We start from the raw sequence: 13,334 nt of genomic DNA, 5'->3' as shown, positions 1-13,334 counted from the left end.
AAAAATAGAAGCAGTATAAGAATCTTAATTTTTTTCATTTGTCTGTTTTTTTATCTTAAAAAACACATTACCAATATTTTGAAAATACAAAATTACTGTAATTTTTTATATTTTAAAAGAATTTTATTGCATTGAATATGTTGAATTGATTTTTGATGATATGCAAATTACTTCAATTATTCTTTCTAAAAAAAATCCATTATTTTTAGCTTTTCAAAATAAGATTGTATATTTGCGAAATGGATAATTTGTACTCAATTTAGTGTTTAATTTCTTATTTGTGTTGAGGTTTTATCCGTAGTAAATGATTATAAATAATATGCAAAAGATTGAGAAGAAAAGCGTTTTAGAAGCATTACGCAAAATTACAGTTCCGGGCGAAGGAAAAAATATGGCTGATAGCGGAGCTGTACAAAATATTGTTGTTTTTGGTGATGAAGTAGTTGTGGATGTGGTAATTAACAATCCAAGCTTGCAAGCCAAAAAACGTACTGAAGTTGAAATTATGAAAGCAATTCACAACGAAGTTCACGAAAAAGCCAAAGTGTTCGTGAATGTGAAAGTGATTGCTCCCGAGCGTCCTGAAATAAAAGGCAAACCCATTCCGGGAATTAAAAATATCGTTGCGGTGGCTTCAGGAAAAGGTGGTGTCGGAAAATCAACCGTCACGGCAAACTTAGCAGTTTCATTGGCAAAAATGGGATTTAGTGTTGGTTTGTTGGATGCCGACATTTACGGTCCTTCGATGCCTATAATGTTCGATGTTGCCGATGAAAAACCAATTTCGGTAAACGTAGATGGAAAATCAAAAATGAAACCGATTGAAAATTATGGCGTAAAAGTACTTTCAATAGGTTTTTTTACAAATCCGAATCAGGCTGTAATTTGGCGAGGACCAATGGCTGCAAAGGCATTGAACCAAATGATTTTTGATGCCGATTGGGGTGAATTGGACTTTTTATTGTTAGATTTGCCTCCGGGAACGGGTGATATTCATTTGAGTATTATGCAAGCGATGCCTGTTACGGGAGCCGTAGTGGTTAGTACCCCGCAAAAAATAGCCCTTGCCGATGCTCAAAAAGGAGTAGCAATGTTCCAGCAGGAAACCATCAATGTTCCTGTTTTAGGAATTGTAGAAAATATGGCGTATTTCACTCCTGAAGAATTGCCAAATAACAAATATTACATCTTTGGTAAAGAAGGTGCAAAGCATCTTTCAGAGGATTTGAATGTACCTTTCTTGGGAGAAATTCCGTTGGTGCAAAGTATACGCGAATCGGGTGATGTGGGCAGACCTGCAGCATTGCAGGAAAATACACCACAAGCCGAAGCCTTTGTACAACTTGCCAGAAATGTAGTACAAAGCGTGGCAGAACGCAATAAAAGTCTGCCACCTTCCGAAGCCATCAAAATTACAACAATGGCAGGGTGCAGTAGCAAAAAGTAATAGTATAAAATAATTTGGAAATGATGACATCAGAGACTGTAAGAGAAAACGTTTTGAAAGCCTTAGATGAAATCCGACCATTTTTACAAAGCGATGGGGGAGATATCACCTTAGTTGATATTGAGGACGATAAAATTGTGAAAGTTAAATTGGAAGGAAATTGCATCGGTTGTAGTGTGAATCAACTTACCTTAAAAAGTGGCGTTGAAATGACTATAAAGAAATACGTTCCGCAAATTGAACAAGTTATAAACATTGCGTAGTTTTTTATTATTCAAAAGTTAGTCTTCTGAAGGTTTGTTTTTCAGTTTTCTAACTTTTGATTTTTGATATGTAAACACATCTAAAAATCCTTGAAAAATGAGTTCAGCGAAGGAAACCAAAAAACAGTATATCAAGCGTAAATTACTGAGCAAGTATCGTTTAGTGTTTATGGATGAGGAAACCTTTGAGGAAAAGGCTTCTATGCGTTTGAGTCGGCTTAATATCTTCGTAGTGGGCTCACTTTTTTCATTGTTGGTGATTATTCTCACTACTTTGCTGATTATTTATACTCCTCTGAAACAGTACATTTTAGGATTTTCAGAAGTAAAAAACAAGCAAGAAACCATTAATTTGGTCTTCAAATTGGATTCACTTGAAAACGAAATGAAGAAAAACGAAGTGTATTTAACTTCAATCAAAAAAGTGCTTACAGGCGATATTCACCACGAGCAAATCAAAAAGGATTCTCTTTATGAGGCTTATAAATTTGACCCAAAATCGATTGATTTAAGCCCAAATAAGCAAGATTCTTTATTACGTCAAGAGGTTGCTGAGGAAGACCGCTACAACGTTTTTGAGAAGGCACTTTATCAGAATAAAGAGATTTTGTTGTTTCCGCCTGTTTCGGGAGTGATTTCCAACGAATATCGTCCGCAAACGCGTCATTATGGTATTGATATTGTGGCTCCTGAAGGAACAGCGGTAAAATCGGTTGCTGACGGAACTGTTATTTTCGCTGAATGGACAATAGCTACAGGTAACGTTATCATCATTGAACATAAGGAGAATTTGGTATCTGTTTACAAACATAATGCTTCAATGGTGAAGAAACAAGGCGACCAAGTTCGTGCAGGTGAAGTTATTGCTACTGTTGGTAATACGGGCGAACTTTCCACCGGAGCACATCTTCATTTTGAACTTTGGAGCAACGGTTATCCAATGAATCCGAAAAGTTATATTGAGTTTAAGTAATAATCTGCTGAAAAATAAGAATCAAACATTGTAACTTATTAATCATTAAAACCTTAAATTTTTTCCAACCTTTGAAATTATGTCACTAAAATCGTTTTTAGCCAAAATATTCGCCGCTTCGGTAAGAAAAAAAATCGACCGATGGGCAAATCATCCTATTCAAACGCAAGAAAAAGTATTTCAGGAACTTATCCAAAATGCAAAAAATACTCAATTCGGGAAAGACCATCATTTTCAGGAGATTACCTCGCATTCCGATTTTGTTAAAAACGTTCCCGTTCGTGATTATGAAGCGTTAAAGCCTTACATTGAACGAGTTGTGGCAGGGGAAGAAAACATACTTTGGCAAGGCAAACCGATTTATTTTGCCAAAACTTCGGGAACTACCAGCGGTGCCAAATACATTCCAATCACCAAAGCATCAATGCCTTATCATATCGAAGCCGCTCGCGATGCCATTTTGTGCTACATTCACGAAACTCAAAAAGCCGATTTTGTCAACGGAAAAATGATTTTCTTGCAAGGAAGCCCTATTTTGGAAGAGAAAAACGGCATCAAATTAGGGCGTTTGTCAGGCATTTCGGCACATTATGTTCCCAAATATCTGCAAAAAAACCGAATGCCATCGTGGGAAACCAATTGCATCGACGATTGGGAAACCAAAGTAGATGCTATCGTTGAGGAAACTCGAAATGAAGATATGATGGTTATCAGCGGTATTCCGTCGTGGGTGCAAATGTATTTTGAGAAACTTCGTGAGAAATCGGGCAAGAGCGTGGGCGATTTGTTTAAAAACTTCCATTTATTCATCTACGGAGGCGTAAATTACGAACCCTACCGACAAAAATTCGAGCATCTTATTGGCAGAAAGGTAGATAGTATCGAACTTTTTCCGGCTTCGGAAGGATTTTTCGCTTATCAGGATAGTCAAACCGAAAAGGGAATGCTTCTGCTGCTGAATTCCGGCATTTTTTATGAATTTATCAAGGCAGATGATTTCTTTTCGGAAAATCCGAAAAGGCTCACTATCAAAGATGTAGAAATAGGGGTCAATTACGCAATGATTATTTCCACCAACGCAGGATTATGGGCGTATAACATTGGCGATACGGTGCAATTTACTTCAACCAAGCCGTATCGAGTGGTGGTTTCGGGGCGTATAAAACATTTTATTTCTGCTTTTGGCGAACACGTCATTGCCAAGGAAGTGGAGGAAGCAATCCGCAAAGCCACAGCAGGAACAGACGTTCGCATCACCGAATTTACTGTTGCTCCGCAGGTAAATCCCGCTCCAAACCAATTGCCTTACCACGAATGGTTTATTGAATTTGAAAACGAACCTTCTGATTTAAAATCATTTGCACTTAAAGTAGATGCTTTGATGCAGGAGCAGAATTCGTATTACTTTGATTTGATTCAAGGTAAGGTGCTTCAACCATTGAAAATCACTAAAGTAGCAAAAGATGGTTTTTCCGACTATATGAAATCGTTAGGAAAACTCGGCGGACAAAACAAAGTACAACGCCTTGCCAACGACCGAAAAATAGTGGAAAAATTGAAATTAGAGTAGCAAGAGGAGTGATGTTGTAATTTCAAAAAATTGCTTATAGTTTGTTTCTTTAAAAAAATATTTTTACTTTAGCTCTGTAAATATCTATTATTCTGATTTTTAATTTAATAAATTCTTAAATAAGAATCAGTGATAATAATAAAGTATGAAAACCAATCATAAAATATTCAGAAGTAATGAAAAAATTAACATCACTATTAATCCTTTTTGTTTCAGTTGTTTCGTATTCTCAAACTAAATACTATAGTACAGACGGAAAAAACAGACTTACCGAACATCAAGTAAAACAAGTTATTTCCAATTTGGAAGAGAAAATGACAAAAAGCCTTGGCGTAAAAATTTATGCCTGTTTGGTGGAAGAGAAAACGCAAACCAAGGAAGATTCAATTATTGTTAATGTTTCCTTTGATATGAGTGACAAAAAACACGACGAGCTTTTTAAGTCAACACCTCTTTCTGAACATAAAAATAAAGAATTTCCCAAATTCAGTTTGAACACCTTGACAGGCGTAAAATTTGATTTGGAAAAATTAAAAGGAAAACCTACAATGATAAATTTTTGGTTTACGAGGTGTGCTCCTTGCATCGATGAGATGCCTGTTTTAAATAAAATCAAGGAGAAATACAAAGACGATTTTAATTTTATAGCAATTACCTATGAGAAGAAAGAAATCGTCGAAAATTTCCTAAAGTCACACTCCTTTGATTTTGAACATTTAATTGACGCTAAAGATTTAATAAACGAACTGGGAATAAAGTCGTTTCCTCTAAATTTATTTTTGGATAAAAATGGCGTTTTACAATACGTGGAAGGAGGAATTCCCTATAATTTTATCGATGAAAAAGAAAGGGAAATTGGTGATGGAAACGAATTTATAAAGATTATCGAAAAACTAAAATCACTTTGATTAACGAGAAATTATCCACAACAACCAACCAAGAATCAGTCAAAGTTTCACTTAACAAGTTAATTTATATGATAGTGATGCAAAAAAGTATGATACCTTAAAAGAGAGGATGTTTCTGTCAGGCTGAGCGAAGTCGAAGCCTTATTATTACAGGCTTCGACTTCGCTCAGCCTGACAACCGAAACGATTATCATACTTTTTATAACACGACCATTTATATCAATATGTTAGAGTAATTTTAATACTCCCGATAACTTTTTAGCAAGTAAAATACGAAAACACCTCTATCCCTTTCCTTATAGTTGTTTTTGCTCCTCTTTTAAATAAAAAAATGATATAAACCATTAAATAACAAACACTTAAAAAATATCATTCAAAATGAATTTTATATATCCTATTTTTTTTATTCTGTTATTTATTGCTGTGTATTGGATTCAAAATGTTGTATATGACAGAACGGCAAGAAAAAAACTAAACAAAATAAAAGACTTGGGCTTAAAACTAAATCATACTCTTTATTCGGTAAAATGTGAAACATTCATAAGTGGTAGAGGGGCAGGAGGGGGTCGGCACTAAAGAATACAAAAAAACCTCAGAGAATTTCTGAGGTTTTTGCTTAGTATTTTTAAAGTTTTTTACTCTTCTAAGACTGAAAATTCGGCACCACTGGCGAAATCTTGCCCAAATTGCTCACTAAGTGCCGTAAAGCGAACGTAACGTGCTTTTTGAGTTTTATCAAGCAAAATACGCTGCAAATCGGTACTACGTGGGAAAGTTCCTTTTTTGATTTCCGTCCAGTTTTTGCCGTCGGTACTTACCGAAATGCTGTAATCTTTCACCATTCCGTTCCAACCGCTGGTACGTGGCTGATAGGTAAATCCTTTGATGTTTCGCATTTCGCCCATATCAAAATCCACCCAATGCGGATGTTTCGCCACAGTTACCGAGTACATCGTGTGCCAAATGGTATTGACATCGCCGTCAATCATATTTTGAGCATCGCCTTCGCCCGATTCTTGGCTGCTTGCCGAAATCACTCGCATCGGAACGTTTTCAATTCTGCCGAAAGTCATAGTAACTTTTGAATTCGGATTATCTTCGTACCAAGCTGTGATTGTTCCACCAGAACGAAGCGGGATTGGCAAGCTGTATTTTGAAGGTTTCTTCTGTTTATCAATAGTATAAACGATTTTAGCAAACGGATTTGCTGAGGTAATCATCACATTTCCAATGTTATTTTGTGAAATAGAAAGCGGAACTTCTCCACTTGGACGAACGTTTGCCACTTGGGATAAATCACCTTTCGCAGGACGAATAATGAAACCTGTGTGATGTGATTTTGCCATAACGCGGTCGTGCGGAAGTGGACCTCCTTGACCGCAACTATTTCCACCTAAGCCTGTTACCGCTATATCAAGGTTTAAATATGTATCCTTAGCCTCAGGCAACTCGTGTGGATGCGGAGCTAAAATCAAATCGGTTGGTGTGTACTGCAATGCTGAAACCGACATCGGTTGTGAAGGCACAAAAACCGCTCCATTTCCTTGATTATCAGTAAGCCCTACCCAGCGTACTTCTTCGTGATTGCCCATATCTTGCGTTTTAGGGAAATGTACAAATTCGTCTTTTACTTTGCCGGAAAACTGCTCAATGAAAGCCCCCGTTTTGCGGTCGTTGTAATTGTCGTGTTTTCCTCGTCCGTAATAGGTCAGATTTTCGTATTTCTGCGGAATAGTCATCGTGTAGCCTAATCGCGGAAGCACCAAACTTTCATCGTTGGAAGTGATGGCGGCTTGTAGTTCTACGCTTCCGTCTGGATAAACGGTATATATCTGATTAGTAATAAATTTAAAATCGTTTTTACCAAATTTTTGGTCGGTAAGCTCTTCGATTTTGTTTTTGCCCGAACTGGTGCCTCCGTGAATTTTAGCCGCATTCGGAGCTTGTGAGACGACCGTGAAATACACTGAAACCGAACCATTTTTGTTATGAATCATCTGGTAAGAAATAACCTCGTCCTTTAAGTTATGAAGTCCTTTCTCAAACCATTTTTGGTAAAACCAATTATCGTTATTTACGAAAGCCCGTAACGCATTGATTTTAGGTCCGTTCCCGTTTTCGATAATTACTTCGTTCCCATATTGCAGATTGAAAATAGTTCCTGTTTTTGTGTCAAATTTTGCCGTAAAATCGTTGTTTTTCAATACTTTTAGGTTTCCTTCATCTGAAAGTTGAATTTTCCCGCCTTTGGCTATTTCCAAAACGGAAGGTTTTTGCGAAGGCGATTTCAGCAAAAATTGTTCTTCTGCCTGAACGTAACCTCTTGAAGCCCAAGGTTTATCTTCTTTCAGTTTGAACTGAATTTTCAAAAAATATTCCGAAGTAGGTTTTAAAAGCGATTGATTATAAGGCACTTTCACCGTTTTTCTATTTCGAGCTGGAATGTTGCCAACGGCTAAACTTCCTTTTTCGATTGATTTTCCGTCTTCAAACAAAAACCATTCCACCTCGTAATCCGATAAGTCCTTGAAATAGTTCTTGTTAAAGATTTCAATCTCATTGCCTAAGTTTTTCATTCCAACGTACTGATACACTTTTTTCACCTCGTAATATTGCGGTTTGGGGGTCATATCGGCAAAGATAATCCCGTTCATAACAAACTGGCCGTCATTAGGAAAGTCGCCAAAATCACCTCCGTAAGCAAAGTAGCGTTTACCGTCTTTGGTGTAATTGTACATCGCTTGGTCAATCCAATCCCAAATCGCACCTCCACAAATAAAGTTGCTCGACTCGATGGCTTCCCAATAATCTATCAAATTCCCCACCGCATTTCCCATAGAATGAGCGTATTCCGAAATGTGGAACGGATATTTGATATTGTGCGTTCCTGCCGCAGCTCCTTTCATCCAAGCGATAGACGGATATTGGTTTGAACCCATATCCACAATGTCGTTATTTCGCTCATACTGAACAGGGCGCGATGGGTCGAACTTTTTAAGAGCGTTGTAAGCCGTTACGAAGTTTTCGCCCGGTCCTGCCTCATTTCCGAGCGACCAAATCACAATCGAAGGGCTATTTACCGTAGCGTGAGCCATTTCCATTACCCGTGCCACGTGGGCTTTTTCCCATTCTTTGGGGTGCGAAAGCGATTCTTTTCCGTAGTAATACTGATGCGATTCGATGTTGGCTTCATCTTCCAAATAAATGCCGTATTTATCGCACAAATAGTACCAATACGGGTCGTCAGGGTAGTGTGAATTTCGCACGTGGTTGATGTTGGCTCGTTGCATCAATTTTATTTCGTCTTCCATCTGTTGGCGAGTGATGGCGTGTCCGCGTTCGGGATTGGTTTCGTGCCGATTTACTCCTTTGAATTTGACGGTTTTGCCGTTTACGTAAAAATATCGTCCCGCTTTGCCAAATTCGTCATCTTCGGCTTTGGTGTCTTTAATTTCCACTTTACGGAAGCCCGTGTAGGCGGAAACAGTTTCTATCACGTTGTTTTTCTTGTCTTTAAGCTGAGCCACCAATACATAACGGTACGGAAATTCGCTTGACCATTTTTTAGGATTTTCTAACGGAAATTTGGTTTTTACTACCGATGAATTTTGTGAAGAAACATCAAAGGAAGTCGAAAAAATAGGCTTTCCAACTTCTTTATTTTCATCGGAATAGAGTTTCGTTTCGTAAAGTGAATATTCTATTTTGTAGCCTTGTGCTTGTTTTTTATCCAAATTTCGGATTTCTGCGGAAATATTCAGCTCTCCGTTTTGGTAATTGTTGTCCAAATCAGGAATTACCTGCAAATCACGTATTTGCACTTTCGGTGTAGCAGTTAATGCCACCGAACGGAAAATTCCCGCCAAGCGGAACATATCCTGAGCTTCCAAAAACGAGCCGTCCGAGTTTCGGTACACTTCCACCGCCACCGTATTTTTGCCTTTTTGTAGATATTTAGTAATATTGAAGGCTGCCAAATTTCGTGAATTCTTTGAAAAACCGACGTATTTTCCGTTTATCCACAGATAGAAAAACGAATCCACGCCGTCAAAATTGATAAAAACTTCACGATTTTTCCAATCTTGCGGAATAGTAAAATCTCTGCGGTACGACCCGACTTCGTTTCTATAAACATAAGTTGTCCAAGTAGTTGGCGGAGTTCGCATTACGCCTTTTCGCCAATCGTCCACTTTGCGTTCGTGATAGAAAATTACGGGTTGGTTTACGTAAATCGGTACGCCGTATTTGAGCGTTCCGTCTTTCTGTACGCCGTGAATGTTCCAATTGGATGGCACAGGAATTTCGTCCCACGCAGCCACGTCATAACTGGGTTTAAAAAAATCTTTCGGACGCTCATCGGGTGTTTTTACCCAATGAAATTTCCAATTTCCGTTGAGCGAAAGCCAATATTTGGAATTTTCAGGCAAAACTTTCCGTGCGGACTGCTTATCGGCAAACGAGAGGAAATACGCTTTGGGTTGCTCTTTGTTCAGTGCCAATTCCTCCACCGATTCCCATTCCTTGCCCGTGGGAGCTTGCACATCGCCATAAGCGTAGCCGGGAAGTGGTTGCTGTTGAGCGAAAATAAAATTGGAAACCGCCAATCCTATAATCAAACTTCCTTTGTTAATGTGTTGTATCATAATTTTAGTTGATAAAAAACAATTCGGACAAAGGTAATGAAAAAACTGACGGTTTCCAATGAAAAACAAAACCCGAAATATATTATTTTTCGAGTTTTGTTAGAATTTTACGGTGTTAATTTAAAATTTATCGGATAAATGAATGTTACTGCAACATTCTTACCTTTGTGTTTCCCAGGGATGAGCTGAGGTAATGTTTCTATGAGGCGTTTTGCTTCTTCTTGAAGCACTTTTTCACCACCCTTCATTGATTTTATAGAAACTTTTCCGTCTGTTCCAATACTAAAATGAACATTTACCCTGCCTTGTATAGCGTTTTCAGCAGCCTCTTTCGGATATTTGAAATTACGTGCTATATGTGCATTTAATTCTTTTTTGAAACATTCAAAATTTTCATTTTCAGGAACATTTTCACACTCTTTAAAGCGAGGTGTTTTGTCTACTACCTTGAAAGGCAAAGTGTCATTCACAGCTTGTTTATTTACAAGATTGGCTTCTGATACGGAAGTTTTTGAAAGTACCTCAGGTAAAGCATTTTGTGAGGTATTATTAGTTTTTGATACAGAAATTTTTGGAAACGTTTCCGATAAAGTGTTTTGCGGGGCATTGCCTGCCGAAAGCATCAGCACTGAAACTGCCAATGCAGGGATTGCCAATAAGTATTTTGACATTCCTTTTGTTGATTTTTCTTTTTGTTGTAACATACTTAGTCTTCGTTTGATAAGTTTGGGAGCAAACCAATAGTTGGCAGGTAAATCAACCTTTGCTCCCAAAGCTTGGTTAATAAGTGTTTGATAATAATAGTTTTGAAACTTGGGGAAGGTTAGCCTGTCGGCTTCAAATTCGTGTGCTTCTATCAATCGTTTCTGATAGAAATACAACAACGGATTAAACCAAAAGACAATCTTCATCAGCTCCAAAAACAGCAAATCAAGCGAGTGCCATTGTTTTTGATGCACTTTTTCGTGTTCAATAACGCAAGATTCTTCCGCTTGTTCTTTACTCACATAAATGTTATTCATAAATGTGAAGGCTTGGGTCAAATCCTCTAAAAGGAAAATACGAGTTCCGTTCAGAACCACCCGTTGTGAACGGCTCAATAGGTGGCTCAACCGTATTATTTTTATGATGAAAAGCAATCCGAAGCACAATGCCCCGATGCCGTAAATCACTTCATACCAATTGATAACGCTGGTTTTGGAAGTTTTAGCGATATTTCCTGACGAAACATCGGCATAAGCGATAAATTCTTCCAAACGGATAACTGTTGTAAAATTATCGTTCGCCAAAGGAATCGGGAAAAAAGGCAATACCAATGAAAACACAATTCCCGATAGCAAAAAAAGGCGATTTGTTCTGAAATAAGGTTCGTTCTTGAAAAACGCTTCGTAAAGCAACAGAAACAAAAGCTGTACGAACATCGTTTTAACCGAATAAATCAAAAAGGTTTCCATCACTTTTCATTTTTAAGTTTTTGTAATAGGTCTTCCACATCTTTCAGGTCGATATCTTTCTTTTCAACGAAGAAGGAAAGCATCGACTTAAACGACCCCTGAAAGTAGCCTTCTGCCAAAGCTTTGAGCGATTTGTGGCTGTAAGTTTCTTTGGCAATTATCGGGAAATAGCTGAACCCTCTGCCGTGAGGCTCGTGGTCAACAAATCCTTTATTTTCCAATATCCGAACCACCGTTGATACGGTATTGTATGCAGGTTTGGGGTCGCTCATCTGTGCAATGATGTCATTTACAGTACCTTTGCCCAATTGCCACAATACTTGCATAATTTCTTCTTCGGCTTTGGTGAGTGTTTTCATAAGTTATAAAATATGATGTTTGTGTTTTATGATGCAAATATATAACTAAAAACTTAGTTTACAACTATTTTTTTAGTTTTATTTTGTAAAAAAAAATTTGATTCTGTAAAAATATGAATCAAATTTTTATTTAAGTATTTAAATAACAGTATTTTAAATGTTTTTTGATAGAAAATAATTTCTCGTTAATTCGTATGAAATTTCTGTTATAAATTTCAATTATGAATTTTTTGAAGTCAAAAAGATTAAAAATTATGTCTTTGAGGAAGCCTTTCCGCAATCCATTTTGAGATGAATGCAGGTTTATTTGCCCCTGTTTTCTGTGCATAGAAGTATGATTCCACTTTCTTCTGATTTTCATCAATGAATTTATGTTCACTTACGTAACCTTCCATTTCATCATCAAAAAAGGTTTCGGATAGGAAATTGATGTCGTATTCTTTGATAATGAAGTTTTTATGTTCTTCTAACGGAATCATATCCAAAGCCCATTGCGTGTACTTAACGTTATTAACGTGCGAATTAACGTCCAAATCGCTTGCTTTTACTTTGAATTTGGATGCCAAGTTCATTGATGAAGGCAAGATAACTCTTTCGGTTTTGAAATTCAGTCCGCCATCGGTTCGTGGCATAAAAATATGCTGATTATCAGAAATATCAATCGGTTTTCGTGATTTTATATCAAGTGTTATCCACGTGCTTGAGCATTCGCCAATCTTTTTTTCGTTGTGAAAAAGTTCAAACTCACGAAAGGCGTACACTCCTTGTATGGGCAATGACCACGTTTTGATGGTAATTTGTTCGTTCCACTTGGGATATTCAAACATTTTCAATTTCTGCTGAATTAAAGCCCAAAAAAATCCTTTTTGTATTAATTCTTTGTAACCAAACCCTAAATGCGAGGCGTGTTCTGCCGCGATATCTTGCAACATTCCTAAAACGCCGTACAATCCTAATTGATTGTTTAAATTGATTTGTGTGCTTCGTACTTTATAATTTTCTGTGAAAATTTGCATTTTTGTAGAATTATTTTTCAAATTTTGGACGCAAAGTTAAGGCAAAAATTATAATATCGTGTGATTTTGTTGTACGTCTTTTTGCAAAATTATTTAATTTCTACATTGTTGTTTCGCACTTCAATTGCTTGAGAGTTAGTGATAGGAAGCAAATGTAAAGTGTTTTCGTATTCATTGATGATTGCTTCAGTGGCTTTCACAAACGGAAAATTGGTGTAATGCGGAACGATGTAGAAATCTACCAAATCCAAAGCTGAAAAGTCTTGTAAATCAGGAGCTTGTTTTGGATCATCCATTTTGGTAACATATTCAATATTAGGCGAAAGTATCATCGCTCCCGCCGACTCCCCGACATAGATTTTTCCAGCTAAAACCTGTTCTCTTATGAGTTTGTCAGCTCCCGATTTTCGCAATGCTTGCAGAAGGAAAAAAGTATTTCCGCCTGTGACGTAAATAAAATCGTTATTCTGAAGTTTGTAGGTGATTTCTTCCAAAGTTGCGGTAGAAATTTCCAATTCGTCAATGATAAGTCCCATTTTTTCGAGGGATTTTCTGCCAGCATCAACATAAAATCGAACTTTTTCGGTAAGGCTCGCTGTGGGAATGAAGGTTACTTTCTTTCCTGCCAGATTGGTATCTGCAAATTCTTCAAACAAATGTGAAACATCTTTGAATGAAGAGCATAAAAATATTTTCTTCAT

General features: G+C 37.3%; 10 protein-coding genes. 5 read left to right on the top strand and 5 right to left on the bottom strand.

The annotated features are described in order from the left end of the window. The first annotated feature begins 319 nt into the window (after positions 1-319). The 5 genes from CGC58_RS06420 (at position 320) to CGC58_RS06400 (ending at position 5,161) form a co-directional block, all read left to right on the top strand. Positions 320-1,447 carry an Mrp/NBP35 family ATP-binding protein gene (locus CGC58_RS06420; protein WP_095897140.1) on the top strand — a complete coding sequence of 376 codons (1,128 nt, stop codon included), beginning with the start codon at positions 320-322 and terminating at the stop codon, positions 1,445-1,447. Between the two features lie 23 nt (positions 1,448-1,470). Then, entirely contained in the window at positions 1,471-1,710 is a 240-nt protein-coding gene (locus CGC58_RS06415; protein ID WP_095895945.1) for a NifU family protein, read from the top strand. 97 nt (positions 1,711-1,807) lie between these two features. Then, a complete protein-coding gene (locus CGC58_RS06410; protein ID WP_095895944.1) occupies positions 1,808-2,683 on the top strand; it encodes a M23 family metallopeptidase in 876 nt (291 codons plus the stop codon). Positions 2,684-2,762: 79 nt separating this feature from the next. Further along, positions 2,763-4,253 (top strand): GH3 auxin-responsive promoter family protein, encoded by a 1,491-nt coding sequence (locus CGC58_RS06405; RefSeq protein WP_095895942.1) that lies wholly within the window; start codon positions 2,763-2,765, stop codon positions 4,251-4,253. A gap of 176 nt (positions 4,254-4,429) precedes the next feature. After that, positions 4,430-5,161, top strand: coding sequence for a TlpA family protein disulfide reductase (locus CGC58_RS06400; RefSeq protein ID WP_095895940.1), 732 nt, complete (start codon positions 4,430-4,432; stop codon positions 5,159-5,161). Positions 5,162-5,796: 635 nt separating this feature from the next. Here CGC58_RS06400 and CGC58_RS06395 read toward each other — a convergent pair. The 5 genes from CGC58_RS06395 to CGC58_RS06375 all read right to left on the bottom strand — a co-directional run bounded on the left by CGC58_RS06395 (position 5,797) and on the right by CGC58_RS06375 (position 13,334). Beyond that, complete coding sequence (locus tag CGC58_RS06395) at positions 5,797-9,804, bottom strand: glycoside hydrolase family 2 TIM barrel-domain containing protein (RefSeq protein WP_095895939.1); 4,008 nt, start codon at positions 9,802-9,804, stop codon at positions 5,797-5,799. Between the two features lie 107 nt (positions 9,805-9,911). Further along, positions 9,912-11,258 (bottom strand): M56 family metallopeptidase, encoded by a 1,347-nt coding sequence (locus CGC58_RS06390; protein WP_232748875.1) that lies wholly within the window; start codon positions 11,256-11,258, stop codon positions 9,912-9,914. Further along, a complete protein-coding gene (locus tag CGC58_RS06385; RefSeq protein WP_095895937.1) occupies positions 11,258-11,617 on the bottom strand; it encodes a BlaI/MecI/CopY family transcriptional regulator in 360 nt (119 codons plus the stop codon). Before CGC58_RS06385 ends, CGC58_RS06390 begins: the two co-directional genes overlap by 1 nt. 245 nt (positions 11,618-11,862) lie before the next feature. Continuing rightward, positions 11,863-12,633, bottom strand: a complete 771-nt coding sequence (locus CGC58_RS06380; RefSeq protein WP_095895935.1) for an acyl-[acyl-carrier-protein] thioesterase — start codon at positions 12,631-12,633, stop codon at positions 11,863-11,865. Between the two features lie 89 nt (positions 12,634-12,722). Beyond that, entirely contained in the window at positions 12,723-13,334 is a 612-nt protein-coding gene (locus CGC58_RS06375; RefSeq protein WP_095895933.1) for a peptidase E, read from the bottom strand.

The organism is Capnocytophaga stomatis, from assembly GCF_002302635.1.
Taxonomy (GTDB): Bacteria; Bacteroidota; Bacteroidia; order Flavobacteriales; family Flavobacteriaceae; genus Capnocytophaga; species Capnocytophaga stomatis.
Note: the sequence above shows the minus strand (reverse complement) of the source record. Positions and strands in the feature narration are given on the sequence as shown.

What these genes read in the sequence shown, in the direction of transcription:
- CGC58_RS06420 (WP_095897140.1), top strand. Translation starts at nt 320, where the DNA reads ATGCAAAAGATTGAGAAGAAAAGCGTTTTAGAAGCATTACGCAAAATT.
- CGC58_RS06415 (WP_095895945.1), top strand. Translation starts at nt 1,471, where the DNA reads ATGACATCAGAGACTGTAAGAGAAAACGTTTTGAAAGCCTTAGATGAA.
- CGC58_RS06410 (WP_095895944.1), top strand. Translation starts at nt 1,808, where the DNA reads ATGAGTTCAGCGAAGGAAACCAAAAAACAGTATATCAAGCGTAAATTA.
- CGC58_RS06405 (WP_095895942.1), top strand. Translation starts at nt 2,763, where the DNA reads ATGTCACTAAAATCGTTTTTAGCCAAAATATTCGCCGCTTCGGTAAGA.
- CGC58_RS06400 (WP_095895940.1), top strand. Translation starts at nt 4,430, where the DNA reads ATGAAAAAATTAACATCACTATTAATCCTTTTTGTTTCAGTTGTTTCG.
- CGC58_RS06395 (WP_095895939.1), bottom strand. Translation starts at nt 9,804, where the DNA reads ATGATACAACACATTAACAAAGGAAGTTTGATTATAGGATTGGCGGTT.
- CGC58_RS06390 (WP_232748875.1), bottom strand. Translation starts at nt 11,258, where the DNA reads ATGGAAACCTTTTTGATTTATTCGGTTAAAACGATGTTCGTACAGCTT.
- CGC58_RS06385 (WP_095895937.1), bottom strand. Translation starts at nt 11,617, where the DNA reads ATGAAAACACTCACCAAAGCCGAAGAAGAAATTATGCAAGTATTGTGG.
- CGC58_RS06380 (WP_095895935.1), bottom strand. Translation starts at nt 12,633, where the DNA reads ATGCAAATTTTCACAGAAAATTATAAAGTACGAAGCACACAAATCAAT.
- CGC58_RS06375 (WP_095895933.1), bottom strand. Translation starts at nt 13,334, where the DNA reads ATGAAGAAAATATTTTTATGCTCTTCATTCAAAGATGTTTCACATTTG.